22 protein-coding genes are annotated in these 25,422 nt (G+C 69.1%); 20 read left to right on the top strand and 2 right to left on the bottom strand.

Annotated elements, in window-relative coordinates:
* Positions 1 to 2: 2 nt before the first annotated feature.
* From mutM to FHS74_RS20355, 9 genes are all read left to right on the top strand, one after another.
* Entirely contained in the window at positions 3 to 860 is an 858-nt protein-coding gene (mutM, locus tag FHS74_RS20395) for a bifunctional DNA-formamidopyrimidine glycosylase/DNA-(apurinic or apyrimidinic site) lyase (RefSeq protein WP_184804238.1), read from the top strand.
* An 84-nt stretch (positions 861 to 944) separates the two neighbouring features.
* Complete coding sequence (locus tag FHS74_RS20390; protein WP_211106433.1) at positions 945 to 1,325, top strand: hypothetical protein; 381 nt, start codon at positions 945 to 947, stop codon at positions 1,323 to 1,325.
* Positions 1,326 to 1,598: 273 nt separating this feature from the next.
* The gene (gene rpsT, locus FHS74_RS20385; protein ID WP_184804235.1) at positions 1,599 to 1,862 is read left to right on the top strand and encodes a 30S ribosomal protein S20; all 264 of its coding nucleotides are present in this window, start codon (positions 1,599 to 1,601) and stop codon (positions 1,860 to 1,862) included.
* A gap of 930 nt (positions 1,863 to 2,792) precedes the next feature.
* Positions 2,793 to 4,304 carry a chromosomal replication initiator protein DnaA gene (dnaA, locus tag FHS74_RS20380; protein WP_184804232.1) on the top strand — a complete coding sequence of 504 codons (1,512 nt, stop codon included), beginning with the start codon at positions 2,793 to 2,795 and terminating at the stop codon, positions 4,302 to 4,304.
* A gap of 222 nt (positions 4,305 to 4,526) precedes the next feature.
* The gene (gene dnaN, locus FHS74_RS20375; RefSeq protein WP_184804230.1) at positions 4,527 to 5,651 is read left to right on the top strand and encodes a DNA polymerase III subunit beta; all 1,125 of its coding nucleotides are present in this window, start codon (positions 4,527 to 4,529) and stop codon (positions 5,649 to 5,651) included.
* Between the two features lie 53 nt (positions 5,652 to 5,704).
* Positions 5,705 to 6,934, top strand: a complete 1,230-nt coding sequence (recF, locus tag FHS74_RS20370) for a DNA replication/repair protein RecF (RefSeq protein WP_343066970.1) — start codon at positions 5,705 to 5,707, stop codon at positions 6,932 to 6,934.
* A gap of 83 nt (positions 6,935 to 7,017) precedes the next feature.
* Entirely contained in the window at positions 7,018 to 9,525 is a 2,508-nt protein-coding gene (gene gyrB / locus FHS74_RS20365) for a DNA topoisomerase (ATP-hydrolyzing) subunit B (protein ID WP_184804228.1), read from the top strand.
* Between the two features lie 198 nt (positions 9,526 to 9,723).
* Positions 9,724 to 10,242 (top strand): isoprenylcysteine carboxylmethyltransferase family protein, encoded by a 519-nt coding sequence (locus FHS74_RS30555; protein WP_184804226.1) that lies wholly within the window; start codon positions 9,724 to 9,726, stop codon positions 10,240 to 10,242.
* A 123-nt stretch (positions 10,243 to 10,365) separates the two neighbouring features.
* Positions 10,366 to 11,064 carry an exopolysaccharide biosynthesis protein gene (locus FHS74_RS20355; protein WP_184804223.1) on the top strand — a complete coding sequence of 233 codons (699 nt, stop codon included), beginning with the start codon at positions 10,366 to 10,368 and terminating at the stop codon, positions 11,062 to 11,064.
* Positions 11,065 to 11,106: 42 nt separating this feature from the next.
* Here FHS74_RS20355 and FHS74_RS20350 read toward each other — a convergent pair whose 3' ends face one another.
* Positions 11,107 to 12,210 carry a hypothetical protein gene (locus tag FHS74_RS20350; RefSeq protein ID WP_246463255.1) on the bottom strand — a complete coding sequence of 368 codons (1,104 nt, stop codon included), beginning with the start codon at positions 12,208 to 12,210 and terminating at the stop codon, positions 11,107 to 11,109.
* Positions 12,211 to 12,505: 295 nt separating this feature from the next.
* On the opposite strand from FHS74_RS20350, the gene FHS74_RS20345 reads away from it, so the two are divergent.
* Entirely contained in the window at positions 12,506 to 14,926 is a 2,421-nt protein-coding gene (locus FHS74_RS20345; RefSeq protein ID WP_184804220.1) for an ATP-binding protein, read from the top strand.
* Positions 14,927 to 15,014: 88 nt separating this feature from the next.
* Here the strand turns inward: FHS74_RS20345 and FHS74_RS20340 are convergent, their stop codons facing one another.
* Positions 15,015 to 16,145, bottom strand: a complete 1,131-nt coding sequence (locus FHS74_RS20340) for a type III PLP-dependent enzyme (RefSeq protein WP_184804218.1) — start codon at positions 16,143 to 16,145, stop codon at positions 15,015 to 15,017.
* An 867-nt stretch (positions 16,146 to 17,012) separates the two neighbouring features.
* On the opposite strand from FHS74_RS20340, the gene ccmA reads away from it, so the two are divergent.
* From ccmA to ccmI, 10 genes are all read left to right on the top strand, one after another.
* A complete protein-coding gene (gene ccmA / locus FHS74_RS20335) occupies positions 17,013 to 17,687 on the top strand; it encodes a heme ABC exporter ATP-binding protein CcmA (protein ID WP_184804215.1) in 675 nt (224 codons plus the stop codon).
* On the top strand, positions 17,687 to 18,343 hold the full coding sequence (gene ccmB / locus FHS74_RS20330) for a heme exporter protein CcmB (protein ID WP_184804212.1): 657 nt from the start codon (positions 17,687 to 17,689) through the stop codon (positions 18,341 to 18,343). Before ccmA ends, ccmB begins: the two co-directional genes overlap by 1 nt.
* Positions 18,336 to 18,896: a hypothetical protein gene (locus tag FHS74_RS20325; protein WP_184804209.1), complete on the top strand. Its 561-nt coding sequence runs from the start codon at positions 18,336 to 18,338 to the stop codon at positions 18,894 to 18,896. Before ccmB ends, FHS74_RS20325 begins: the two co-directional genes overlap by 8 nt.
* A 107-nt stretch (positions 18,897 to 19,003) precedes the next feature.
* A complete protein-coding gene (locus FHS74_RS20320) occupies positions 19,004 to 19,720 on the top strand; it encodes a heme ABC transporter permease (RefSeq protein WP_184804206.1) in 717 nt (238 codons plus the stop codon).
* Between the two features lie 134 nt (positions 19,721 to 19,854).
* Positions 19,855 to 20,073, top strand: a complete 219-nt coding sequence (ccmD, locus tag FHS74_RS20315) for a heme exporter protein CcmD (protein WP_184804203.1) — start codon at positions 19,855 to 19,857, stop codon at positions 20,071 to 20,073.
* Positions 20,070 to 20,579 carry a cytochrome c maturation protein CcmE gene (ccmE, locus tag FHS74_RS20310; RefSeq protein WP_184804200.1) on the top strand — a complete coding sequence of 170 codons (510 nt, stop codon included), beginning with the start codon at positions 20,070 to 20,072 and terminating at the stop codon, positions 20,577 to 20,579. The genes ccmD and ccmE overlap by 4 nt, the downstream gene beginning before the upstream one ends.
* Positions 20,580 to 20,600: 21 nt before the next feature.
* Positions 20,601 to 22,589, top strand: a complete 1,989-nt coding sequence (locus tag FHS74_RS20305) for a heme lyase CcmF/NrfE family subunit (protein WP_184804197.1) — start codon at positions 20,601 to 20,603, stop codon at positions 22,587 to 22,589.
* Positions 22,590 to 22,599: 10 nt separating this feature from the next.
* The gene (locus FHS74_RS20300) at positions 22,600 to 23,145 is read left to right on the top strand and encodes a DsbE family thiol:disulfide interchange protein (protein ID WP_184804194.1); all 546 of its coding nucleotides are present in this window, start codon (positions 22,600 to 22,602) and stop codon (positions 23,143 to 23,145) included.
* Positions 23,142 to 23,636: a cytochrome c-type biogenesis protein gene (locus tag FHS74_RS20295; protein WP_184804191.1), complete on the top strand. Its 495-nt coding sequence runs from the start codon at positions 23,142 to 23,144 to the stop codon at positions 23,634 to 23,636. The genes FHS74_RS20300 and FHS74_RS20295 overlap by 4 nt, the downstream gene beginning before the upstream one ends.
* Positions 23,633 to 25,291 carry a c-type cytochrome biogenesis protein CcmI gene (gene ccmI, locus FHS74_RS31000; RefSeq protein WP_184804188.1) on the top strand — a complete coding sequence of 553 codons (1,659 nt, stop codon included), beginning with the start codon at positions 23,633 to 23,635 and terminating at the stop codon, positions 25,289 to 25,291. The genes FHS74_RS20295 and ccmI overlap by 4 nt, the downstream gene beginning before the upstream one ends.
* Positions 25,292 to 25,422: the final 131 nt, after the last annotated feature.

The following is a 25,422-nucleotide window of genomic DNA, read 5'->3' as shown; positions in this document are numbered from 1 at the left end:
CCATGCCTGAATTGCCCGAGGTCGAAACCGTGGCCCGGGGCCTGGCCCTGAAGATGGAGGGCCGCACCCTGGTGCGCGTGGCCCAGCATCGCCCCAACCTGCGCCAGCCCTTCCCCGCCGGCTTCGTCCAGCGCCTGACGGGCCGGCGCGTGGCCAGCATCGGCCGCCGGGCCAAGTACGTGCTGGTGCGCCTGGACGGGGTGTCCGGTGGGGGGGAGGACACGCTGCTCATCCATCTGGGCATGTCCGGCAGCATGGTGGTCAGCCGGGGGCCGGCGGGCACGCCGGGCGCCCATGACCACGTGGTCATGGAAACGGACGACGGCGCCGTCGTCACCTTCAACGATCCCCGGCGCTTCGGCCTCATGGATCTTGTCGCCGACGGCGCCCTGGACAGCCATCCCCTGCTGGCCAAGCTGGGGCCGGAGCCGTTGGGCAACGCGTTCGACGCGGACACGCTGTCCGCCCGCTTGGCCGGCAAGATGACGCCCATCAAGGCGGCGCTGCTGGACCAGCGGGTGGTAGCCGGCCTGGGCAACATCTATGTCTGCGAGGCGCTGTTCCGGTCCGGCATCAGCCCGGAACGCTCCGCCGCCAGCGTGGCGGGCAAGGACGCCCAGCGCCTGGTGCCGGCCATCCGCGACGTTTTGACCGAAGCCATCGCCGCCGGTGGCAGCTCCCTGCGCGACTATGTCCAGTCGGATGGCGAGCTGGGCTACTTCCAGCACTCCTTCGCCGTCTATGGCCGGGAGGGGGAGGCCTGCCCCGGTTGCGATTGCGATATCGCGCGCACGGGGGGCGTGCGTCGGCTGGTGCAGTCCGGCCGGTCCAGCTTCTATTGCGCGCGGCGCCAGCGTTGACGCATGCGGCCTTGGGCGTTGCCCGCCACCGGGCCCTGGGGCACCCTAAGGCCTGCTGATCCGCGTGTGATCCCGGGAAACCCGATGCGCCTTGTCCTTGCCGCCGTCCTTTCCGCCGCCCTGCTGCTCATGGCCGCCACTCCCGGCCTGGCGGGGCCGGCGGAACCAGGGTTCGTGCCGGGCGTGGAGGATCTGCCCCTCATGCCGGGGCTGACGGCGCCAGCCAATGACGCCATCGTTTTCGACCAGCCCGAGGGTCGTATCGTCGAGTCGGCGGCCCGGGGCGATGTCAGCGCCGACGCCATCACCGCCTTCTACACCCAGACCCTGCCCCAGCTGGGATGGCGGCCGGCCGGACCGGGCCGCTGGGCCCGCGAAGGGGAGCGGCTGGAGATCACGGCGACTCGGGATGGGGCCGGCCGGCAGGCCGAAACCATGGTGCGCTTCGTCCTGCGCCCGCAATGACAGGGCGTGAAAGACGGCTCCGCCGAAGGCCCAAGGGACGGTAGGTATATCAAGTAAAACACGCATCATCTTGGGGTGTTGCGACAGAATCGGGGACGCCTGGCTTTAGATTCGTTGAATCCGGGGGGCGGGGATGCCCAAAGCAGGGGCGTGCGCGGCTGATTTTGGTCTAGTGTGGTCTCGTTTTTAGGGCCGTGCCGCTTGACGGTTCCGTGGGGAGGGGGTATAAGCCCGGCCTTCCACGGCAAGGGTCGTGTTCGAAAAGGGTTTGTCATGGCTAATCATAAGTCCGCTGAAAAGCGCATCCGTCAGACGGAAGTTCGTACCGAAGTCAACCGGGCCCGCGTGTCCCGTATCCGCACCTTCGTGAAGAAGGTCGAGCTGGCGCTGGAAGCCGGCGACAAGTCCGCCGCCGCCGAGGCCTACAAGCAGGCCCAGCCGGAACTGATGCGCGGCGTCTCCAAGGGCGTGCTGCACCGGAACACCGTGTCGCGCAAGCTCTCCCGTCTGTCCATCCGCATCAACGCTCTGGGCTGATAAGCCGGCCGCCACCGCGACCGTTTCAGGCGCCCCTTAAAGAGCGCTTGTCGGCCGAGGTGGAGGTCCCAGCTCTTGCCCCGTGGAAGTTTGCGAGGGCCGCGTCCTGCCGGGTAACGGCGGGACTGCGGCCCTTTCATTTCCTGCGATCTGTTACTACGTTTACGCTCCCCTTATTCTTAAAGAATAGTCCAAAGGGTTGGTTTGGGGCGGGGCTCGCGAGCATCATTCGGTCTTTTTTGTTTGTTCCCTTTTCGAGCCTATTGCGAGTCCCCGACGGCCCGACTAGCATCTGCGGATGTGCGGGATCGTTCTCCACGATGAAGTAATCAAAGCGGCGGTAACGCCCGCGCAGACCGATGGCAGATGTATATTGATGGCGACGCTTGGCGTTCGACGTCACTCTGGCGACGGTAGATTTCTGAATCTTTGAAGAAGATCATGTGTCTGCGGGAGATTCTTTAAAATGAATCCCGTAAGACGCGCGGTTTTGTTTGCGTGTCTGGGTTTGGGTCTGCCTGTTATTTCAGCGGAATGGTGCCGGACGGGGCAGGGGCGATGCCCCGTAAGCCCGGGATGAGCCAGTCCGGTGGGAGGAAAGGCGGTCACGGAACCGGCCGGGACAGGGCTGGCGGCGGGGGCTGACGAAGCGAGGTTTGGGCGGAGTTGGTGAGGGTGGGCCCGATAGGGTTCCAGCCCACACTATCCGTCATGCCGGCTGTGTCCGGCCGACCCCCGCTTTATGATCGGCCCTCATGCCGTCACCCGGACTCCGGCCCCCGGGCTTTTGGTCCCTGGGGGTGAATGGGGCGTCCCGCCATAAGGTTCTGGTCCGATTTGATCCGGCGTCGGGCCGGCTGTCGTTGGCCGGTTGTGTCGTGAAATTGATTGTCCGGGTCCGGAAGGCGTTGGGGCAGGAGCGAAGCGGGAATGTCGGTTCAGGCATCTCTGGATCAGCAATGGGCGCGTGTCAGCGGGCGCCTTAAGGACGAGGTGGGTGAAACCGCGTATCGCAGCTGGCTGAAGCCGTTGACCGTCGAGGATTTCATCGGCGGCCAGGTGCGCATCGTCGTGCCCACGCGCTTCATGCGCGACTGGATCCGCACCCATTACGCCGACCGCATCCGGGCCTTGTGGACGGGGGAGAATCCCGGCGTCCAGTCGGTGGAGATCGTCGTCGCGCCGCCGCGCACCGATGCCGCCGCCCTTGGCTCCCCCACGGGGGGCAGCCGCCTGAACGCGGCGCCGCGCGGTGCGGCCAACGCCTCCGTCGATTTCGGGTCCGCTGCCGAGGGGGGCGCCGACCGGTTCCCGTCCCATGAGGCGCCCGGGGCCGCCGCCGCGTATTCCGGGGCGCCCGAAGCGCCGCCCCTGCCGGTCTTCATTGGTGGCAATGGCCTGGGCGAGGAGCGCGACGACGTATCGGCGTTGCTGGATCCCCGCTTCACCTTCGAGAATTTCGTGGTGGGCAAGCCCAACGAGCTGGCCTTCGCCGCCGCCCGCCGCGTGGCCGACGCCAACGCCGTGACCTTCAATCCGCTGTTCCTTTACGGTGGCGTGGGCCTGGGCAAGACCCATCTGATGCACGCCATCGCCTGGCACATCCGCAAGAAGGACCCCGCCCGCCGGGTGATCTATCTGTCGGCGGAAAAGTTCATGTACCAGTTCATCCGGGCGCTTCGGTACAAGGACACGATGGCGTTCAAGGAGCAGTTCCGCTCCGTCGACGTGCTGATGATCGACGACGTTCAGTTCATCAGCGGCAAGGACAGCACCCAGGAAGAGTTCTTCCACACCTTCAACGCCCTGGTGGACCAGAACCGCCAGGTCATCATCTCCGCCGACAAGAGCCCGTCCGACCTGGAAGGCATGGAGGAGCGTCTGCGCTCCCGCCTCGGCTGGGGGCTGGTGGCCGACATCCACCCGACGACGTATGAGCTGCGCCTGGGCATCCTGCAGTCCAAGGGCGAGCAGATGCGGGTGCAGATTCCGCTGAAGGTGCTGGAATTCCTGGCCCACAAGATCACGTCCAATGTGCGTGAGCTGGAAGGGGCCCTGAACCGCATCGTGGCGCATGCCGAGCTGGTGGGCCGCGCCATCACCCTGGAAAGCAGCCAGGAAGTGCTGCACGACCTGCTGCGCGCCAGCAACCGCCGGGTGACCATCGAGGAAATCCAGAAGAAGGTGGCGGAGCACTACAACATCCGTCTGGCGGACATGAGTTCCGCCCGCCGCGCCCGCGCCGTGGCCCGCCCCCGCCAGGTGGCCATGTACCTCTCCAAGCAGCTGACCTCCCGCTCCCTGCCCGAGATCGGGCGCAAGTTCGGCGACCGCGACCACACCACCGTGATGCACGCCGTGCGCAAGGTGGAAGAGCTGTGCGCCACCGACCCCACCTTCTCCGAAGACGTGGAGCTGCTGCGCCGGATGCTCGAAGGCTGAGGCTTTTTATCCGGGGCGTCCGGCCCCGGCGCACCCCTTTCGGCCAGGTCGCGACTCGGCCTTCCGAAACCCCCTGGAATCGGTCGAAAACGCTGTCCAGGTGCTGGGCTTGTGCTATGGTGAGCACCCCTTTTTCCGGGCCCTGTGGGGGGGCTTTGGGGGAATTAAGGCAAACAATCAGCCGCGCCCCAGGGGGCCGCGGGTCAGCACAAGCGGAACGGCATGAAGATCACCATCGAACGCGCGGCGTTGCTCCGGTCTCTCGGTCATGTTCAGAGCGTGGTGGAGCGTCGGAACACCATTCCGATCCTGTCCAACGTCCTGCTGAAGGCGGAAAACGGTGAGCTGGCGCTGACCGCCACCGACATGGATCTGGAGATCGTGGAATCCGTGCCGGCCGACATCGCGCGCCCCGGTTCCGCCACCGCCCCCGCCCACACCCTGTACGACATCGCCCGCAAGTTGCCGGACGGCAGCCAGGTGGAACTGGACTTCACCGCCGACACGCTGACCCTGCGGTCCGGCCGGTCGCAGTTCCGCCTGGGCGCCCTGCCGGTGGAGGACTTCCCGGTGATGGCCGGCGGCGACAGCGGTCACCGCTTCACCCTGTCGGCCAGCGACCTGAAGATGCTGGTGGACCGCACCAAGTTCGCCATCTCCACCGAGGAGACGCGCTACTACCTGAACGGCATCTACCTGCACGCCTCCAAGGCCAAGAACGGTGCCGCCGAGATCCCCGTGCTGCGCGCCGTGGCCACCGACGGCCATCGCCTGGCCCGGGTGGAGATGGCGCTGCCGGACGGCGCCAGCGGCATCCCCGGCGTCATCATCCCGCGCAAGACGGTGATCGAGGTGCGCAAGCTGCTGGACGAGGCGGCGGACCGCATTGAGGTGCAGCTGTCCGACACCAAGGTGCGCTTCGCCTTCGACAGCATCGTGCTGACCAGCAAGCTGATCGACGGCACCTTCCCCGACTATGAGCGCGTCATCCCCACGGGCAACGACAAGGTGATGGAGGTCAACGCCGGCCAGTTCGCCGCCGCTGTCGACCGTGTCGCCACCATCTCCACGGAAAAGAGTCGCGCGGTGAAGCTCAGCCTGGACCGGGGCATCCTGACCCTGTCGGCCTCCAGCCCCGAGGCGGGGTCCGCGACCGAGGAGATCGAGGTCAGCTACGACAACACCGCGCTGGAGATCGGCTTCAACAGCCGCTACCTGCTGGACATCACCCAGCAGATCGAGGGCGACGGCGTGCGCTTCACCCTGGCCGACGCCGGGTCGCCCACCGTGGTGCGCGACGTGGCCGACGGCTCGGCCCTCTATGTCCTGATGCCGATGCGTGTCTGAGGCCTGGGGTGATCCCGGGACGGCGGTAGCGCTTGCTGGTCGCGATGGGCGCCATGTCCACAGATGAGCCGCCCCTGACGGGGGAACCGGTGGCCGCCTTGGTGATGGCGCCACCGGCGGCGCTGGCCGTCACGCGGCTGACCGTCACCCGCTTCCGCTCCTACGCCCAGGCGCGCCTGGTGCTGGATCGCCGTCCGGTGGCGCTGACCGGTCCCAATGGGGCCGGCAAGACCAACCTGCTGGAGGCCGTCAGCTTCCTCGCCCCCGGCCGTGGCCTGCGCCGCGCCAAGCTGGGCGATGTGGAGCGGCTGCAGGCCCCGGGCGAGGCGTGGGAGACGCCGGGCTGGGCGGTGGCGGCGGGGGTGGAAACGCCCCTGGGTGCGGTGGAGATCGGCACCGGCCGCGACCCCGCCGGCGCGCCGGGCAGCGAGCGCCGGGTGGTGCATATCGACGGCCGCCCGGCCAAGAGCCAGATGGCGTTGGCGCAGTACGTCTCCTGCGTCTGGCTGACGCCACAGATGGACCGCCTGTTCGTGGAGGGGGCGGCCGGCCGCCGCCGCTTCCTGGACCGGCTGGTGTTCGGCTTCGATCCGGAGCATGCCGGACGGCTCAGTCGCTTCGAGCAGGCCATGCGGGAACGCATCCGGCTGCTGCGCGAGGGGGGCGATCCCTCCTGGCTGACGGTGCTGGAGGACCAGATGGCGACCAGCGGCGTCGCCGTGGCCGCCGCCCGCCGCGACGTGACCGCCCGCCTGGCCGCCGCCTGCCGGCGGGGCGTGGGGCCCTTCCCCGCCCCGGGCCTGGCGCTGTCCGGCACGGTGGAGGGCTGGCTGGCCGACCGGCCGGCGCTGGAGGCGGAGGACGCGCTGCGCCGGGCGCTGGCGGAGGCGCGGCGCATTGACGCGCATGCCGGCACCACCACGGTGGGCCCCCACCGCACCGACCTGGCCGTGACCTATCTGGCCAAGGACATGCCGGCGGAAATGGGCTCCACCGGGGAGCAGAAGGCGCTGCTGATCGCCATCGTGCTGGCCAACGCCCGGCTGATGGCGGCGGACGGCGGGGCGCCGCCCCTGCTGCTGCTGGACGAGGTGGCGGCGCACCTGGACGCGGCGCGGCGCAGCGCCCTGTTCCAGGAGGTGCTGGCCACCGGTTCGCAGGCGTGGATGACGGGCACCGACGCCGCCACCTTCGCCGAGCTGGGCGCCCTCGCCAACCACGTGCGGGTGGGGGAGGGCGGGGCCGGCGGCGGCACGCTGGAAACGGCGGATTCGGCCCCTTAGCACCAATGGAATGGGGATCAGCGATCCCCCATCGTAATGACGGTTTTGCCCCAGGGCGACGCGATATCTGGTAGAGTGTATCCATGGCACAAGAAGCTCTGACGACCCCCGACTCCGCCGCCGAGGAATATGGCGCCAGCTCCATCAAAGTGCTGAAAGGCCTTGATGCGGTTCGCAAGCGTCCCGGCATGTACATCGGTGACACCGACGACGGTTCCGGCCTGCACCACATGGTGTACGAGGTGGTGGACAACGCCATTGATGAGGCGTTGGCCGGCTACTGCACGCGCGTGGACGTCATCCTGAACCCGGACGGCTCGTGCACCGTGCGCGACGATGGGCGCGGCATTCCCGTGGATCTCCACGTGGAAGAGGGCGTGTCGGCGGCGGAGGTCATCATGACCCAGCTGCATGCCGGCGGTAAGTTCGACCAGAACAGCTACAAGGTGTCGGGCGGCCTGCACGGCGTGGGCGTGTCGGTGGTGAACGCCCTGTCGGAGATTCTGGACCTGCGCATCTGGCGCCAGGGCCGGGTGTGGGAAATGCGCTTCGCCCATGGTGATGCGCAGGCGCCGCTGGCCAACATCGGCCCCGCGCCGCTGAAGGCCGATGGCCGCCCCTTCTCGGGGACGGAGGTCACCTTCCTACCGTCCAAGGGCACCTTCACCAAGACCGAGTTCGACTACCAGACGCTGGAACACCGCCTGCGCGAACTGGCCTTCCTCAATTCCGGCGTCACCCTGTACCTGACGGACGCCCGCGGTGTGGAGCCCAAATCCTGCGAACTGCATTACGAGGGCGGGCTTGAGGCCTTCGTGCAGTGGCTGGACCGGTCCAAGACCCCCCTGCACAAGCCCACCATCGCCCTGAAGGCGGAACGGGCCAGCGACCTGGGCGGCACCATCGGGGTGGAAGTGGCGCTGCAGTGGAACGACAGCTACCACGAAACCACGCTGTGCTTTACCAACAACATCCCGCAGCGCGACGGCGGCACCCATCTGGCCGGCTTCCGCGGGGCGCTGACCCGCACGCTGAACAATTACGCCAACGAGTCCGGCATCGCCAAGAAGGAGAAGGTCGCCCTCTCCGGTGACGATATGCGCGAAGGCCTGACCTGCGTGCTGTCGGTGAAGGTTCCGGATCCGAAATTCTCCAGCCAGACGAAGGATAAGCTGGTCTCCTCCGAGGTCCGCCCGGTGGTGGAGGCGGTGGTGGCCGAGGCGCTGGCGACCTGGCTGGAGGAACATCCGGCCGATGCCAAGCGCATCATCGGCAAGGTGGTCGAGGCCGCCGCCGCCCGTGAGGCGGCGCGCAAGGCCCGCGAACTGACCCGGCGCAAGGGCGCCCTGGACATGGCCTCGCTGCCCGGCAAGCTGGCGGACTGCCAGGAACGGGACCCGGCCTTGAGCGAGCTGTTCCTGGTGGAGGGTGACTCGGCCGGCGGTTCCGCCAAGCAGGGCCGCTCCCGCCAGTTCCAGGCCATCCTGCCGCTGCGCGGCAAGATCCTGAACGTGGAGCGCGCGCGCTTCGACAAGATGCTGTCCTCGGCCGAGATCGGCACCCTGATCGCCGCCCTGGGCACCGGCATCGGGCGGGAGGAGTTCAACGCGGACAAGGCGCGCTACCACAAGGTCATCATCATGACCGACGCCGACGTCGACGGCGCGCACATCCGCACCCTGCTGCTGACCTTCTTCTACCGGCAGATGCCCGAGCTGATCGACCGCGGCTATCTCTACATCGCCCAGCCGCCGCTCTACCGGGTGAAGCGCGGCACGGCGAAGGAGCGTTACCTGAAGGACGACCGGGCGCTGGACGACTACCTGATCGGCCAGGGGCTGGAGGACGTGGCCCTGGCGGGGGCTGACGGGACCCAGCGCGCTGGCGAGGAGTTGCGCGGCGTGGTGGAGCAGGCGCGCGCGGCCCGCCACCAGCTGCAGGCCCTGACCCGCAAGGTCGGCAACGCCGCCGTGGTGGAACAGGCGGCCGTGGCCGGCGGCCTGTCCATGACCCTGCTGGCCGACGAGGCCCGGGCCGATGAGCTGGCGCGCACGGTGGCGGAACGCCTGAACCGCATCGAGACCCAGGCCCAGGGACCCGACGGCGCCGCCGTGGGCGTGGGCGCCTGGCAAGGTGAACGGGCGCGCGAGGGCGGGCTGATGCTGTTCCGCACCAGCCGCGGCGTCACCCATCGCCACCTGCTGGACGCCGACGTGCTGAAAAGCGTGGAGGCCCGGCGCCTGGACGCCATGGCCGAGTTCCTGAAGGCGGTGTTCACCGACACCAGCACCCTGACCTATCGCGGCCGCGTCACCCGCCCCATCGTCGGCCCCACCGGCCTGATGGACGCGGTGCTGGAACAGGGCCGCCAGGGCCTGTCCATCCAGCGCTACAAGGGCCTGGGCGAGATGAACCCGGACCAGCTGTGGGAAACCACCCTGGACCCCAAGATCCGCTCCCTGCTGCAGGTCAAGGTCAACCACGCGGACGAGGCGGAGGAGGTGTTCTCCACCCTCATGGGCGACATCGTCGAACCCCGCCGCGACTTCATCCAGGAAAACGCCCTGAAGGTCGCCAACCTGGACGTCTGATCCGGGTGGGTTTGTGAGCTGACCCATAAAATAAGAGAGTTTGACCGATAGCGTGAGAAAAGGAGGCTTTTCTCACGCTATCGGGGCAAGTCTTTTACGGCTGGCCCCGCGCCCTACCGCGACGGTGCAATGGGCCGGGGTGGGGGCGTATGCTATTGATGCGCCTTCGTTTCCGTCCGTTGAGGGGCCCTGGCTGCCGTGACCGCGCTAATCCTGTTCGTCGTTCTCGCCTTCATCTACCGCTTCGCCCTGCTGGCGGTGTCCATCCGGCATGAGAAGGCCCTGCGTGGCGCCGGGGCGGTGGAGCATGGCGCGCGCAACACCCTCGCGCTGACCATCGCCCATATCGCCTTCTACCTGTCGGCGACGGGGGAGGGGCTGGCGCGCGGCGCGCCCATCGATGCGGTCAGCGGCTTTGGCTTCGCCATCTACCTTTTCGGCGCCGTCATGCTGCTGGTGGTGGTGCGGCTGCTGGGGCGGCTGTGGACGGTGAAGCTGCTGATCGCCCGCGACCACCAACTGGTGGCCCACCCGCTCTTCCGCCTGGTGCGGCACCCGAATTACTTCCTGAACATCCTGCCGGAACTGGTGGGCTTCGCCCTGACGCTGCACGCCTACTACACCCTGGCCATCGGCCTGGCCGTCTACCTCGTGCCCCTGACCATCCGCATCCGGCAGGAGGAGCGGGCCATGCGCGAGACCTTCGCCGCCTATTGACCGGACCCGTTCGGGAGACCTCCGGGAAAAATCGCTGGACCTGGGGCGGCACCGACCCCACCTCCATGGGCGAGAAGCGATTGGGGACAAGCGCTTGGTTTGGGGACGGATCAGAGGAACAGCATGACCGCGGGCGACGCCCCCCACATCCGGAGCCCCCATGGGGACGCGTCCGGACACCACGCCGCCGACGCCTCCCCCGGCCATGATGGGGCCCGGCCCGCCAAGGTGTCCGACATCCTCCAGGCGCTCGCGGCGGACGAGGGGCGGGAGCGTGTCGCCATCGCCGACCTGTTGACCGCGCTCAGCGACCGGGCGGTGGGGGCGTTGATCTTCGTTTTCGCCGTGCCCAACGTCCTGCCCACGCCGCCTGGCACGTCGGCCGTGCTGGGCCTGCCGCTGGTGTTCCTGACGGCGCAGCTGGCGCTGGGCCGCCGGCCCTGGTTGCCGCGCTTCATCGCCGGCCGCTCGCTGGCGCGCAAGGATTTCGCCGCCCTGATGGCCAAGGTGGCACCCTGGCTGGCCAAGGCGGAACGCATGCTGAAGCCGCGCCTGGGCGCGCTGACCCGCCCCCCGGCCGAGAACGCGGTGGGCGCGCTGTGCTTCCTGCTGGCGCTGATCCTGTTCCTGCCCATCCCCCTGGGCAACATGCTGCCGGCCCTGGCCATCTGCCTGGTGGCCCTGGGGGTGTTGGAACGGGACGGTGTCTGGGTGCTGCTGGGCCTGGGCACGGCGGTGGCGGCCGTGACCGTGGTCTGGGGCGTGCTGCTGGCCCTGCTGAAAAGCGGGCTGTTCCTGCTGGAGCACGCGCTGGGGGTTTGACCGGGGGGGGGGCGTTTGATCAGACGCTCCCTCCCATTGGCCCTACCGGGTGCCGGCGGCGGACTTCTCGATGCGGTTGATGTGGTCCAGGCCGGGCAGGATCTCCGACCGCACGAATTCCACCCGCTTCATCGGGCCGCCGCCGCCGTGGGGGAAGCGGGCCTTCCACAGCGCCATCTTGACCGCCAGCCCGCACAGCACGCCGCCGATGGTGACATGGTGGGCGCTGATCTGGGCGCGGACCGACCGGAAGCTGTCGGCGTTGATATCGTGCCAGAAATCCTTGCTGCGCCGGTCGAAGGCCTCGAACCGCCCGGTGATGGAGGTGGTGATGCCCGTCAGCATGCGCATGACATCGCCGATCATCTTCATCATCAGGCGGTCGCGGGTGACCATCTCGCTCTTGGTGGCCTCGCTCACCCAGCCCATGAAGCGCTGCACCTCCGGCACCAACCCGTCCAGGCAGCTGCGGAAATAGGCCAGCGACAGGAAGACGTCGCCATATTCCTCCAGGAAGCTGGGGATGTCCTGCAACTGCACGTTCAGCTTCTGTGACAGCAGGGTCAGGTTGCGCAGCGCCTCTTCCCGGTCGGGGTTGGCCAACAGGGCGAACAGCTCGGCGATGTCGTTGATGGGGCGCTGTTCCGAGCCATAGACCTGCTGGATCAGGGGCAGGGTGAAGTCCCGCATATAGGTCGTCAGCTCCAGCCGCTTGCTGGCCGACAGGCGCAGGTAATTGACATCCTCCACCGGGATGCCCAGGCGGCGCAGCTCGATGCGCAGGCTGTAGACGTCATAGCTGTTCAGTTGGGTCAGGCGGTGGATCTGCGCCATGTCGGTGCGCATTTCCTTGCCGTGCGACGGGTACATGCTGGCCAGATGTTCCGGGTTGACCTGGCCGCTGCCGGCCGCGCGGTCCTTGAACACCTCCACCACCGTTTCCAGCCGGGCGTTCTTGATCAGCCGCGCCCGCTTCAGCCCGGGCGTCTGGACGGGAATCATGCCCAGCGGCAGGATGTGCAGCGCGTCGCGGTCGGAATCGTCGAATTGCCCATCGTCGCCCGCCCTCGCCGCGACGCCGGCCTCGGGTGGGGGGGCCTCGGCCGCTGCGGCCTCGCTGTCGGAAGGGGCGGGGGAAGCTGTCAAAGGGAAACTCGAGCGGCAAAAGAACAACTGTGCCGGCGCCCGTTTGGCGTCCGCGTCAGCCTTGCGTCAGGTATAGACGATGGGGGGCATGGTCAAGGGCGGCACCTTGGGGATTCACCTATTCCGCCATCGCGCCGGCGCTTTCGAAATTTCGCCGCGTCAAGGGCGCACCCCACCCCCCTGGACATTTGCACCCGGCCTTTGCCGTCGCATACTGTGTCCCACTGCAAGCTGTGCGCCGCGGGATCATTTCGCCAATGAGCTGCTTTGGGCTAAGACGGGTTGGATGGGGGCCATGCGCCAATCGGTGATCGGCGCCCTTTTGTGCCTGGCGTTGCTGCAGCTGGGCATGGCGGTCGCGGACATGCGCGCGGCCTGGACCCATACCCAGGGCGCCCAGGCGGCACGGGCCCAGGTGGTGGCCGCCCGGGCGCTGATCGCGGCCGAGGATGCCCAGACGGCGCAATGGACCGTCTCTCTCCTGGCTCTGGAGGGCCTCCCCCTCGCCGCGCCGGCCACGGAGGCGCTGGCGCAGAAGCGGCAACAGGCGGACCGGTCTCTGGACGTGGCGCTGGCCGCCCTATCGCCTGTGTCCGCTTCAACGCCTGGCCTGGCCATCGGCATCCAGACCTTGGCAGGGCTGCGCCAGCACCTGGCGGGGCTGCGCCGGGCCGTGGATCAGGCTTCGCACCAGGCCCAGGACGGCCGTGACCCAGCTTTGCAGCGCAACTGGCTGGCGGCGGAGCGGGCGCTGGCCACGGCGGAAAGCCGCGTTGCCCTGGCGGTCGTGCTGTCCGCCGCGGCGGTCCTGCCCAGCGGTGACGCCGCCCTGGCGGTGGAGGCGCTGACCGCGCGTCGCGACGCCGACATCGCCTGGGCGGACGTGCTGGTCGGGGCACCCGCCGGCCCGCCACCGTCCCTCCTGGACTGGTCCGCCGGCGTCCCGCGCCCTGATGACGGCCTGGCCGAGGCGGTGGCGGGCGTCGTCACCGTCCTGTCGGCGTCCCGTCCCCCGGCCGCGCCGGACCAGGTGGAGACCGCGCTGGGGGCTTTGAGCGCCATCGGTGCCGTGGCCGACCGGGCGCTGGCCCGCTGGGCGGCGGCGCCGGTTGCCAATCCGGGCTGGGCCGCGGCCAAGGCCGGGGTGCCCCTGGTGGCCGCCGCCCTGGTCACCCTCGCCGTCCTGGTCGGTCTGCGCCAGGGCCTTTTCCGGGCGGTGTCGCGCACCGCCCGGCTGATGCGCGACCTGGCGGAGGGCCAGACGACGCAGGCGCCGACGCTGACGCCCGGCCTGGGTGGTGACCGGGCGGTGGCGGAACTGCATGCGGCCCTGGCGCTCTATTGGTCTCACGCCCGGCGTATCGAGCGTGAGACCCAGCGGCGCGAGCGGGCGGAACGGCTGCTGACGGTGGAGCGGCAGGTGCTGGGCATGACCGCCGGTCGGGCCCCCTTGTCCGCCGTGTTGTCAGCCCTCTGCTCAGGCATGGAGGCCGAGCTTGAGGGGGGGCTGTGCTCCATCGTGCTGGCCGATGCCGAGGGGCGCACCATCCGCACCGGGGCGGCCCCCAGCCTCCCGGCCGCCTATGTCCGCGCCATCGACGGATTGGCGGTGGGGCCGGCCGCCGGCTCCTGCGGCACGGCCATCCTGCGGCGGGAGCCGGTGATCGTCACCGACATCGCCAATGACCCGCTGTGGCATGACTATCGCGAGGTGGCTGCCGCCGCCGGCCTCGCCGCCTGCTGGTCCCTGCCCATCATGGCCGGCGATGGCAATCCGCTGGGCGCTTTCGCCGTCTATTTCCGCACGCCCCGCTCGCCCGAGGGCTGGATGCTGGACCTGGCCCGCCGGGCCAGCCGCCTGGCCACCGTTGCCATCTCCGCCGAACGCGCGGCGGAGGATGTGGAACGGGCCAAGGCGGCGGCCGAACTGGGCAACCGCACCAAGACGGAGTTCCTGGCCAACATGAGCCATGAACTGCGCACGCCCCTGAACGCCATCATCGGTTTCGCCGAGGTGCTGGAGAATGATCTGCGCCGCGTGCCGGAGCAGGCGACCAACACCGGCTACGCCGCGGACATCGTGGCCAGCGGTCGCCACCTGCTGGCCATCATCAACGACATCCTCGACGTCTCGAAGATGGAGGCGGGCAAGGTCGACCTGCGGGAACGGGTGTGCGACGTGGCGACCCTGGTGGCGGGGTGTGAGCGTATCGCCCGCGCGCGCGCCATGGAGAAGCGTATCGACCTGGTGATCGCCATGGCGCCGGGCCTGCCGCCCCTGCTGGCCGACGATGTGAAGATCAAGCAGATCCTGCTGAACCTGCTGTCCAACGCCGTGAAGTTCACCGATGCCGGCGGCACCGTGACGCTGACCGCCACCATCAACCCCGAGGCGCAGTTGGTCATCGCCGTCGCCGACACCGGCATCGGCATCGCGGCGGAGGATCTGGCCAAGGTCTTTGTGCCCTTCCAGCAGATCGACAATGTCTATGCCCGTACCACCCAGGGCACCGGGCTGGGCCTGTCCCTGTCCAAGGGGCTGGCGGAGCTGCACGGCGGCCGGCTCGATATCGTTTCCCAACTGGGGGAGGGAACCACCGTCTCGCTGGTTCTGCCCAGCCAGCGCCTGCTGACCGGCGGCATGGGGGACGACGCCCGCGCCACCCCGACCGCTGGCGTCCGGGCCGCCGCGTCGGGCGACACGGCCGGCGATTGAAGGAAGACAAAAATGAAAAGGCCCGGAAGCGCTGGGCTTCCGGGCCTTTCCCCCGCCGCTTGGCGCGACGGACCGGGTCTCCCGACCCTCAGATGTAGTAAGAGGCCAACGGTGAGAAGCCGTTGAAGTTCACCGCCGAGTAGGTGGTGGTGTAGGCGCCGGTCGCCAGGATGTCGATCTTGTCGCCGATGCGCAGGTCCACCGGCAGACGGTAGTCCGTCTTCTCGTACAGCACGTCGGCGCTGTCGCAGGTGGGGCCGGCCAGGATGACGGGTTCGGCCGGGCTGTCGTCGTGGGGCGTCTGGATCTTGTACTTGATGGCCTCGTCCATGGTCTCGGCCAGGCCGCCGAACTTGCCGATGTCCAGGTAGACCCAGCGGCGGTCGTCCCGGTGGGACTTGCGCGAGATCAGCACCACTTCCGAGCGGATGATTCCAGCGTTGCCCACCATGCTGCGGCCGGGCTCGATGATGGTTTCGGGCAGGCGGTTGCCGAAGTGCTTGCGCAGCGACGCCTCGATGGCGTTGCCATACTCACCCTCGCTGGGGATGTCCTTCAGGTACCGGGTGGCGAAGCCGCCGCCCAGGTTCACCATGCGCAGCATCACGCCCTTTTCTTCCAGGTTGTGGAAGATCTCGGCGGTTTGCGCCAGGGCCTTGTCCCACTGGGTCAGGTCGCGTTGCTGCGACCCGACATGGAAGGAGACGCCGTAGGGCACGACGTTCATGGTGGAGGCGGCCAGCAGCAGTTCCGTCGCCATTTCCGGCTCACAGCCGAACTTGCGCGACAGGGGCCAATCGGCGCCCTCGCCGGAGGTCAGGATGCGGCAGAAGACGCGGGCGCCGGGGGCATGCTCCGCGATCTTCTCCAGCTCTTCCAGGCTGTCGAAGGCGAACAGGCTGATGCCCAGGGCGTGGGCCCGGGCGATGTCCGACGCCTTCTTGATGGTGTTGCCGAAGCTGATGCGGTCGGCGGTGGCGCCGGCGTCCAGGCAGTACTGGATTTCGGGCACGCTGGCGGTGTCGAAGCAGGACCCCTGCCCGACCAGCAGCTTCAGAATCTCCGGCGCCGGATTGGCCTTCACGGCGTAGAAGATGCGGGCCTCGGGCAGGGCGTCGTGCAGGTTGGCGTAATTGTTGGCCACAACGTCCAGGTCGACCACCAGGCAGGGGGTGGCGGGCGTGTTTTCAGCGAAAAAACGAGCGATCTTCTCGGTCATCGATGACTCCGAGGCCAAAAGGCATATCAGGGGATGGATCGGGAATGGGGGATCAGCCGGGCGATGGCCCGGGTCCGTTCAAGCGTGCCAGTGGAGCGGCCGGCCCAAACGGTTCAGATACTGGAGATATGCCCAGGTGGCGCCAGCAGCGCGCAAACCACCGGCCCGGTCTGGCTACAGACCGCCTGATCATGGCCCATCTGTTCCCCATTCAGGGCGCGGGCGGCGGATCGGGGAAAGGCGGGCGCGTGCCCACCGACAACAACATCAACCATCGTAGCCTCCAATCGCCGCCTTGCTTAAGGGACGGACGAGGATACGCGTTACGTCGTTGCATAACCCATGGGGGGAACCATTCCGCCCCGGGGCCATAGGCACGTGCGCTGCGACTGAGGGCTATATAAGATGGAAATCCGGGGTTGCCCAGCGTTTTTTTCAGGGGGAAAACGCCCCTGCGGCGCCATGGCGCAAACACGCCACGGCGGGCCCAGCCGGGCCGTTTTTCACGTGGCGCCCCGAGGGTTTCAGCCGGGTGCGGGGACAAGGCCACAAATCTCAATTTCGCCACTTTTGCGGCCCAAATTGGCCATGTCGCGATGGCCTTATGCGCATAGAGGACGACGCGACGTGACCCCCTGCCGGGGTCGGAAGCACTCCCGCCCGGTCTCCCCCGACCGGCCTACCGGAGGTGTCCTCTCCAGCCTGCCCCGGCTGGTCTACCAAACGGCCACCGCACCTGCCCCCCGCGGTGGCCGTTTTCTTTTTTTGCGCTTTCCGCTTTTGATCCAGCGCTTTGTCGTCATGGCGCCGCCAGCCTATAGTTGGCTCCCCGACCGATCCCGGCATCCCATCGCGGCCCCTTGTCCCATGACGTCTCCCCCCCATTTCACCGGCCGTGACCTGCTGTGCCTGCGCGGCGGGCGCCTGGTGTTCCAGGACCTGGACTTCACCCTCGCCCCCGGCGGCTGCCTGACCCTGGTGGGCCCCAACGGCAGCGGCAAGTCCACGTTGCTGCGCCTGATGGCGGCTTTGCTGAAGCCCTTGCGCGGCACCATCGCCTGGGACGGTGTCGCCCTGGCCCAGGACCCGGAGGCGCATCGCGCCCGCCTGCACTATGTCGGTCATCTGGACGCGGTCAAGGCCAGCTTCACCTGCCGGGAGATCCTGTCCTTCTGGGCGGGGGTGCGTGGAGTCGCCGACCGGGCGGCGGTCGACCGGGCGCTGGCCGCCTTCGCCATTGATACCATCGCCGACGTGCCCGGCCGCTTCCTGTCGGCGGGCCAGCGTCGGCGCCTGTCACTGGCCCGGCTGGTGGCGGCCCCGGCGCCGCTGTGGTTGCTGGACGAACCCACCGTGGGCCTGGACCGGGCGTCCGTCGCCCTGCTGGAGGGGGCCATCGCCCACCACCGGGCGGGGGGCGGGCGGGTGGTCCTGTCCACCCATATCGATCTCGCGACCCCGGATGGCGCCGTGCTGGACCTGGCCGCCTTCGCGCCACGGGGGGATGAGGACGATGGCGACGTCGCGGAGGACGCCGCCTGATGCTGCGCCTGATCCTGCGCGACCTGCGCTTGGTGTTCCGCCAGGGCAGCGACGCCACCGCCGCGCTGATGTTCTTCGTGCTGTGCGTGGTCCTGTTCCCCTTCGGCGTGGGGCCGGAGCCCAACGTGCTGACCCGCATCGCCCCCGGCGTGATCCTGATCGCGGCCTTGCTGGCGGCGCTGCTGTCCATGGAGCGGCTGTTCCAGGGGGATTTCGAGGACGGCAGCCTGGAACTGCTGCTGCTGTCGCCCCTGCCGGCGGAGGGGGTGGCCGTGGCCAAGGTGGCGGCGCATTGGCTGGTGACGGGCGTGCCCCTGCTGCTGGTGGCGCCCCTGCTGGCCCTGCTGCTGCGCATGCCCGTGGAGCAACTGGGCTTGCTGGTCGGCACGCTGGCCCTGGCCACGCCGCTGCTGAGTCTGATCGGCGCCGTGGGCGCGGCCCTGACCTTGGGGGCGCGGCGTAGCGGGGTGTTGTTGCCCCTGCTGGTGCTGCCCCTCTACATCCCCGTGCTGATCTTCGCCGCCGCTGGGCTGGACGCCGGCCTGTCCGGCCTGTCGCCCCGGCCCCATCTGCTGCTGCTGGGCGGCCTGCTGTGCGGCGCCCTGGTCCTGGCCCCGCTGGCCATCGCAGCGGCGCTGCGGGCGGCGCATGAATAGTCGGCCCGTCCTGTCGGCTGTGCTGATCGCGGGTTTCCTGCAGGCGGCACCCGCGACCGCCGTGCCCAATGCCGTCATGTCGACCACCGGATGGAAGACCTACCTCAACGCCGCCGGATTCCAGGCGCGCTATCCGGGTGATTGGGTACGCTGGAACGAGGAAGGCAAAGACCTGTTCCTGACCAGCACGCATGAACGGTTGGAAGCGGTGGTGATCGCCCATGGCGAGGCCGAGATCACACTGGGGGAACTGCATCCCCCAGTGCCGGGGAATCCACGATCTGACTATAAGGACGGAGTCAGCTGGGATGAGATGATGGGAGATACCGTCATCCCCCGAGAGGCGGGCGCCCCCGATGCCTGCGGCGACATAGAGCGACTCGCGGTGCGGGTGGAGATCGGTCCCCGGACTTTCCAGGACAGCATCATTCTCCTCTGCGCCATCAGGGGGTGGTCATTCCAGACCGTCCTGACCTATTGGCGCGACGAGGGCATCAAGCCCGGGTGGGAAGCCACGGCCCTGGAAATGATGCGGTCATTGCGCCTGCCTTGATGTGGGTGTGGGCACGATTTGCCCGGTGCATCATTGGGCCTGATCCATATCAATTTACAGTGTATGCCGATGGCAAAGGCTAGGTGGCGTGATACATAACGGGTGCCATGCATCGTTTCGCCAACCCCGCCCGCTTCCTCAAGATCGCCAACGCCGTGCTGCCGTGGGCTGCCGGTCTGTCGGCGGTGTGTTTCGCCGCCGGGCTCTATCTGGGCCTGATCGCGTCGCCGCCGGACTACCAGCAGGGCGACACCGTGCGGATCATGTACATCCACGTGCCCGCCGCGTGGATGAGCATGTTCACCTACAGCACCATGGCCCTGGCGGCGGCGGCGGCCCTGGTGTGGAAGCACCCGCTGGCCGAGGTCTACGCCAAGGCCGCCGCCCCGCTGGGCGCCGGCTTCACCGCCCTGTGCCTGCTGACCGGTTCCCTCTGGGGGGCGCCGATGTGGGGCACATGGTGGGTGTGGGACGCGCGGCTGACCAGCGTGCTGGTGCTGTTCTTCCTGTACCTGGGCTACATGGCCCTGGTGGACGCCTTCGACGACCCGGCGCGCGGCGCCAAGGCCGGCAACATCCTGCTGCTGGTCGGGGCGGTGAACGTGCCCATCATCAAGTTCTCGGTGGAGTGGTGGAACACCCTGCACCAGCCGGCCAGCGTCTTCCGCCTGGGCGGGCCCACCATCGCCGCCAGCATGCTGTGGCCCCTGTTGCTGCTGGCCCTGGCCTTCCAGAGCTATTTCGTCGCCGTCGTCATCCTGCGCATCCGCGCCGGCCTGGCGGCCCGCCGGGTGCAGACCCTGCGCCTGGGCCAGACGGGATAAGGGGCCGGATCTGGGGTTGGGACAAGAAGACCGGCTTCGGTCATGCCCGTGGCGTGATAGCGTGGCGATCACGCCGCTTCCCGCGCCTTCAGGGGCGCAGACTGCGGTTGAGGCAGATTTCGGTTGAGAGTGTGATGGACGGGTTCCTGTCGATGGGCGGATACGCCGCCTATGTCTGGTCATCCTACGGGGCGGCGGCGCTGATCCTGGTGGGCCTGCTGGTGCTGAGCCTCAGCGGTCTGCGCCGGGTGGAACGCACGCTGGCGACGCTGGAGGCGGCCAAGCCCCGGCGCAAGCGGGAACCCAAGGCGACCGCCCCCACGGGAACCCCGGCGGCGGAGACGGCGCCATGACTCGCAAACGCCGCCGTATGATGATCCTGGCGCTGGCCCTGCTGGGCCTGGGCACCGCCACCGCGCTGACCCTGTCGGCGTTCCGCGACAACATCGTCTTCTTCTACAGCCCCTCCGACCTGGCGGCCAAGCCACCGGGTGGACGCACGGTGCGCATCGGCGGCCTGGTGGAAACCGGCAGCCTGAAGCGCGACGCCGGCGGACTGACCGTCACCTTCCAGGTGACCGACACCGCCAAGTCCTTGCCCGTGACCTACACCGGCATCCTGCCGGACCTGTTCCGCGAGGGGCAGGGCGTGGTGGCGGAGGGCAAGCTGGGCCCCGATGGCGTGTTCACGGCGACCGAATTGCTGGCCAAGCATGACGAGAAGTACATGCCGCCTGACGTCGCCGACGCCCTGAAGCGCGCCGGCCATCCGGGAAAGCCGGGTGACGCGGCGCCGACCGGCGCCCCTGTCGCGGCGGGGGAGGAGCATCAGACCTCCACCTTGCGCACCAATCCCTGACCCCCTGCGGATAGAACGCCCATGATTCCCGAGCTTGGACACTACGCGCTGGTGCTGGCGCTGGTCGTGGCCCTGGTGCAGTCGGTGGTGCCGCTATGGGGGGCCGCGCGGGGTGACCGCGCGTTGATGGAGGTGGGGCGCACGGCGGCCTACTGCCAGTTCGCCGCCCTGGCGCTGGCCTTCGGCGCCCTGACCTATGCCCATGTGGTGTCGGACTTCAGCGTCCTGAACGTGGTGGAGAACAGCCACACCGACAAGCCCATGCTCTACAAGGTGGCCGGCGTCTGGGGCAACCATGAGGGCTCGCTGGTCCTGTGGGTGCTGATCCTGGCCCTGTTCGGCGCCCTGGTCGCCGCCTTGGGCACCAACCTGCCGGCCAGCCTGCGGGCCCGGGTGCTGGCGGTGCAGGGCATGATCGGCGTGGGCTTCCTGTGGTTCATGGTGGCCACCAGCAACCCCTTCACGCGAGTGAGTCCGGCGCCGCTGAACGGCCACGACCTGAATCCGCTGCTGCAGGACCCCGGCCTGGCCTTCCATCCGCCTTTCCTCTACCTGGGTTATGTCGGCTTCTCCCTCTGCTTCTCCTTCGCCGCCGGCGCCTTGCTGGAGGGCAGGGTGGACGCCGCCTGGGCCCGCTGGGTGCGGCCCTGGACGCTGATCGCCTGGTCGTCGCTGACGCTGGGCATCGCCATGGGATCCTGGTGGTCCTACTACACCCTGGGCTGGGGTGGCTGGTGGTTCTGGGACCCGGTGGAAAACGCCAGCCTCATGCCCTGGCTGGCCGGCACGGCGCTGCTGCACTCCGCCATCGTGGTGGAAAAGCGCGACACGCTGAAAAGCTGGACCATCCTGCTGGCCATCGTCACCTTCACCTTGTCCCTGATGGGCACCTTCCTGGTGCGCTCGGGCGTTCTCACCTCCGTCCACGCCTTCGCGTCGGACCCGGCGCGCGGCGTCTTCATCCTGGCGCTGCTGGTGGTGGCCACCGGCGGCGGCCTGCTGCTCTATGCCCTGCGGGCGCCCATCCTGAAGGCTGGCGGCCTGTTCGCGCCCATCAGCCGCGAGGGCGGGCTGGTGCTGAACAACCTGCTGTTGTCCACCGCCTGCGCCACCGTCTTCCTGGGCACGCTCTACCCGCTGTTCCTGGACGCCGTCGGCGGCGGCAAGATCTCCATCGGCCCGCCCTTCTTCAACGCCACCTTCGTGCCCCTGATGGTGCCGGTGGTGGCGGTGATGGCCTTGGGGCCGATGCTGTCGTGGAAGCGGGCGGACCTGGCCGGCGTGCTGGGGCGGCTGAAGGTCGCGGCCCTGGTGGGCGTCGTCGCCGCGCTGGCCGGGCTGTGGCTGGCGGGCACCAAGCCCGTCCTGGCCATCCTGGCCCTGGGCCTGGCCGGCTGGGCCATCGCCGGCGCCGTCAGCGACGTGGCGGAGCGTGTGCGCCTGTTCCGCATCCCCCTGGGCGACAGCCTCAGCCGCGCCCGCCATCTGCCGCGTGGCGCCTGGGGCACGGCCCTGGCCCATGCCGGCCTGGGTGTCGCCGTGGCCGGCATGGTCGGCACGTCGGCCTGGACGGCGGAGGCCATCCAGGTGCTGCATGTCGGCCAGTCGGTCGAGATGGCGGGCTACAGCTTCCGCCTGGATAGCGTGACGGAGGCGCCGGGCCCCAACTACACCGCCCGCCGTGCCCTGCTCACTGTCACCCGCCACGGCGACTTCGTGGCCACGCTGGCGCCGGAACAGCGCTTCTACCCCGTCACCCGCATGACGACGACGGGGGCCGCCATCCACACCAATTTCTTCAGCGACCTCTACGCCGTGGTGGGCGAGCCGGCGCCGGACGGCACCGGCTACAACACCCGCTTCTATCGCCACCCGCTGGTGCCGTGGATCTGGGTGGGCTCCCTCCTGATGATGGCCGGCGGGCTGGTCAGCCTGTCCGACCGCCGCCTGCGCGTGGGCGTGCCGCTGAAGCGCGCGGCACCCCGCGCCGTCGCCGTCTCCGCCGAATAGGTCCTCCCGCATGCGCCGCCTGATGTTCCTGATCCCCCTGGTGCTGTTCCTGGGCCTGGCCGGCTGGTTCGCCGTCCGCCTGAAGCAGATCGACCGGGGCGATACGCCCGACCGCCTGCCCTCCGTGATGATCGACAAGCCGGTGCCGGCCTTCGACCTGCCGCCCTTGGTGGAGGGGCAGCCGGGGGTGGCGTCCACGGGGTTGGCGGACGGCAAGGTCCGCCTGGTGAACTTCTGGGCCAGCTGGTGCGCGCCCTGCCGCGCCGAGCATCCCATCCTGATGCGCTTGGCGGGGCAGGGGGTGGACATCCGCGGCATCGACTACAAGGACAAGGCGGCCGACGGCCAGGCCATCCTGGCGCGCGACGGTAACCCCTATGCCGCCGTCGCCATGGACCAGTCGGGCCGCACCGCCATCGATTTCGGCGTCTACGGCGTGCCGGAGACCTATGTCATCGACCGGCAGGGCCGCATCCGCTACCGCCAGGTGGGGCCCATCACACCGCAGGATTTGCAAACCCGCATCCTGCCCCTGATCAACGAGTTGTCGAAATGAGGCGGGTGCTTTCCGGGGTGGCTTTGGCGGTCCTGCTGCTGTCGGGCCCGATGGCCCATGCGGTGCAGCCGGACGAGATGCTGCCCGACCCAGCGCTGGAGGCGCGGGCGCGCGGCCTCTCCAAAGACCTGCGCTGCCTGGTCTGCCAGAACCAGTCCATCGACGACAGCGACGCGCCGCTGGCCCGCGACCTGCGGCTGCTGCTGCGCGAGCGGCTGGTGAAGGGCGACAGCGACGCCCAGGCCGTGGCCTTCCTGACCGACCGCTATGGCGACTATGTCCTGCTGCGCCCCCCGGTGCGGCCGGCCACATATCTGTTGTGGTTCGGGCCCTTCGCCCTGCTGCTGGCGGGGGGCGCCATCCTGCTGTGGCGCGGGCGCCGGGGCGGGGCGGACGCGGCGGCGCCCCTGACGGCGCCCTTGACGGCGGAGGAGAAGGCCCAGTTGGCCGTGCTGATGCGTGACGGGGATGAAGGGAAGGGGCGGCCATGATGGCGTTCTGGATCGCCGCCGCCCTGCTGACGGCGGGCGTGCTGCTGCTGCTGCTGCGCCCGCTGATGGTGTCGCGCGCCGGGGGCGTGGAGGCCGAGGGCACGCCCGAGGTCGATATCTACAAGGACCAACTGGCGGAGATCGAGCGCGACGTCGCCCGCGGCCTGCTGACCGACGACCAGGCAGCCGCCGCGCGGACGGAGGTCAGCCGGCGCCTGCTGGCGGCCCACGGGCGTGTCGAGGCGGCCCGGACCCACGCGGCCGGGACGGAGCCGGCCCCGACGGTGAAGCCGTCGCGCAAGCTGGCGACCGCCCTGATGGCCCTGGTGCCCCTGCTGGCCATGGGCATCTACCTGCGCTTGGGCAGTCCCGACCTGCCCGGCCAGCCGGCCGCCGGCCGCACCGACCAGGGCGGCGGCGCCCAGGCCCAGGCGGTGTTGCGCACCCTGCAGGCCCGGGTGACGGCCAACCCGAAAGACCTGGAGGCATGGAAGGCGCTGGCCACCGCCCAGGGCATGATGAACCGGAACGACCAAGCGGCGGCCTCCTGGGCCCAGGCGGTGGCGTTGTCGCCGGATGACGCCAATATCCAGGCTTCCCGCGCCGAGGCGCTGGTGCTGGCAGCCGACGGCGTGGTGGGGGTGGAGGCCAAGGCGGCGCTGGCCAAGGCGCTGGCCCTGAACCCCAAGGAACCCCGCGCCCGCTACTATGACGGCCTGGCCACGCGCCAGGCGGGCGACTTGAAGGGCGCCGTCAGCCGCTGGTCGGCCTTGCTGGCGGAAAGCCCGGCGGATGCGCCCTGGGTGCCCTTCCTGCGCGGGCAGTTGGGCGAGACGGCGACGGAGGCCGGGCTGGACCCGGCGGCCGTGACGCCGCAGCCGCTTCCACCCTCGGCCCCGCCTGCAACCCCATCCTCGGCCAGCGCGGCGCCCGGACCCACCGCCGATGACATGGCGGCGGCCGCCACCATGTCCGGCGGCGACCGCGCCGCCATGATCCGGAGCATGGTCGATCGCCTGGCCACCCGCCTGAAGGACCAGCCCAACGACGCGGAAGGCTGGACGCGGCTGGCCCGCGCCTATCGCGTGCTGGGCGAAAACGACAAGGCGGCGGAGGCCGAGGCCAACGTCCAGCGCCTTGGCGGCAAAGCCACCGCCCCGGTTGTCCCGGGCGCGGGGGCCGTACCCTCCGGCCTGCCCGATCCCGCCAGCCTGACGCCGGAGCAGAGGGCGGCCACGGTGAAGTCGCTGCTGGGCCAACTGCGGGCGGCGGCGGAAAAGGAACCGGGGAGCCCGGAAGGCTGGCGCCGCCTGGCCCAGGCCTATGAGGTGACGGGCGACGTGGCCTTGGCGCGCGAGGCCTGGGCCAAGGCCGTGGCCGCGGCCCCGGACGATGCCCAGACCAACCTGGCCTATGCCCGCGCGCTGCTGCCGGCCGATGGCGGCCACCCGCCCCCGGCCTTCTTCACGGCGCTGCGGGTGGTGCTGAAGGACAATCCCGGCAACCCCCAGGCCCTGTGGTATCTGGGCCTGGACGCGGCGGAAGGCGGCCGCAAGGCGGAAGCTCGGGAGCTGTGGGGGCGTCTGCTGCCGCTGCTGCCGGAAGGGGAGGATCGCAAGGAACTGGAAGGCCGGCTGACGGCGCTGGGGCAATGAAACGCCGATCCGGGGGGGTATCACCGGCTGGGCTAATCCGAAGGTGGGGCGATGGGCCGCACCCTATCCCTCGGAATTGTGCCAAGGGCGGTGCAAACCGCAGGTGAATGACCTAAAGTACATGAATAGCC

This window comes from Nitrospirillum iridis (assembly GCF_014205765.1).
GTDB lineage: Bacteria > Pseudomonadota > Alphaproteobacteria > Azospirillales > Azospirillaceae > Nitrospirillum > Nitrospirillum iridis.
Note: the sequence above shows the minus strand (reverse complement) of the source record. Positions and strands in the feature narration are given on the sequence as shown.

Excerpts from the sequence above, each read along its gene's own strand:
- mutM (WP_184804238.1), top strand. The coding sequence starts at position 3 with ATGCCTGAATTGCCCGAGGTCGAAACCGTGGCCCGGGGCCTGGCCCTG.
- FHS74_RS20390 (WP_211106433.1), top strand. The coding sequence starts at position 945 with ATGCGCCTTGTCCTTGCCGCCGTCCTTTCCGCCGCCCTGCTGCTCATG.
- rpsT (WP_184804235.1), top strand. The coding sequence starts at position 1,599 with ATGGCTAATCATAAGTCCGCTGAAAAGCGCATCCGTCAGACGGAAGTT.
- dnaA (WP_184804232.1), top strand. The coding sequence starts at position 2,793 with ATGTCGGTTCAGGCATCTCTGGATCAGCAATGGGCGCGTGTCAGCGGG.
- dnaN (WP_184804230.1), top strand. The coding sequence starts at position 4,527 with ATGAAGATCACCATCGAACGCGCGGCGTTGCTCCGGTCTCTCGGTCAT.
- recF (WP_343066970.1), top strand. The coding sequence starts at position 5,705 with ATGTCCACAGATGAGCCGCCCCTGACGGGGGAACCGGTGGCCGCCTTG.
- gyrB (WP_184804228.1), top strand. The coding sequence starts at position 7,018 with ATGGCACAAGAAGCTCTGACGACCCCCGACTCCGCCGCCGAGGAATAT.
- FHS74_RS20355 (WP_184804223.1), top strand. The coding sequence starts at position 10,366 with ATGACCGCGGGCGACGCCCCCCACATCCGGAGCCCCCATGGGGACGCG.
- FHS74_RS20345 (WP_184804220.1), top strand. The coding sequence starts at position 12,506 with ATGCGCCAATCGGTGATCGGCGCCCTTTTGTGCCTGGCGTTGCTGCAG.
- FHS74_RS20340 (WP_184804218.1), bottom strand. The coding sequence starts at position 16,145 with ATGACCGAGAAGATCGCTCGTTTTTTCGCTGAAAACACGCCCGCCACC.
- ccmA (WP_184804215.1), top strand. The coding sequence starts at position 17,013 with ATGACGTCTCCCCCCCATTTCACCGGCCGTGACCTGCTGTGCCTGCGC.
- ccmB (WP_184804212.1), top strand. The coding sequence starts at position 17,687 with ATGCTGCGCCTGATCCTGCGCGACCTGCGCTTGGTGTTCCGCCAGGGC.
- FHS74_RS20325 (WP_184804209.1), top strand. The coding sequence starts at position 18,336 with ATGAATAGTCGGCCCGTCCTGTCGGCTGTGCTGATCGCGGGTTTCCTG.
- FHS74_RS20320 (WP_184804206.1), top strand. The coding sequence starts at position 19,004 with ATGCATCGTTTCGCCAACCCCGCCCGCTTCCTCAAGATCGCCAACGCC.
- ccmD (WP_184804203.1), top strand. The coding sequence starts at position 19,855 with ATGGACGGGTTCCTGTCGATGGGCGGATACGCCGCCTATGTCTGGTCA.
- ccmE (WP_184804200.1), top strand. The coding sequence starts at position 20,070 with ATGACTCGCAAACGCCGCCGTATGATGATCCTGGCGCTGGCCCTGCTG.
- FHS74_RS20305 (WP_184804197.1), top strand. The coding sequence starts at position 20,601 with ATGATTCCCGAGCTTGGACACTACGCGCTGGTGCTGGCGCTGGTCGTG.
- FHS74_RS20300 (WP_184804194.1), top strand. The coding sequence starts at position 22,600 with ATGCGCCGCCTGATGTTCCTGATCCCCCTGGTGCTGTTCCTGGGCCTG.
- FHS74_RS20295 (WP_184804191.1), top strand. The coding sequence starts at position 23,142 with ATGAGGCGGGTGCTTTCCGGGGTGGCTTTGGCGGTCCTGCTGCTGTCG.
- ccmI (WP_184804188.1), top strand. The coding sequence starts at position 23,633 with ATGATGGCGTTCTGGATCGCCGCCGCCCTGCTGACGGCGGGCGTGCTG.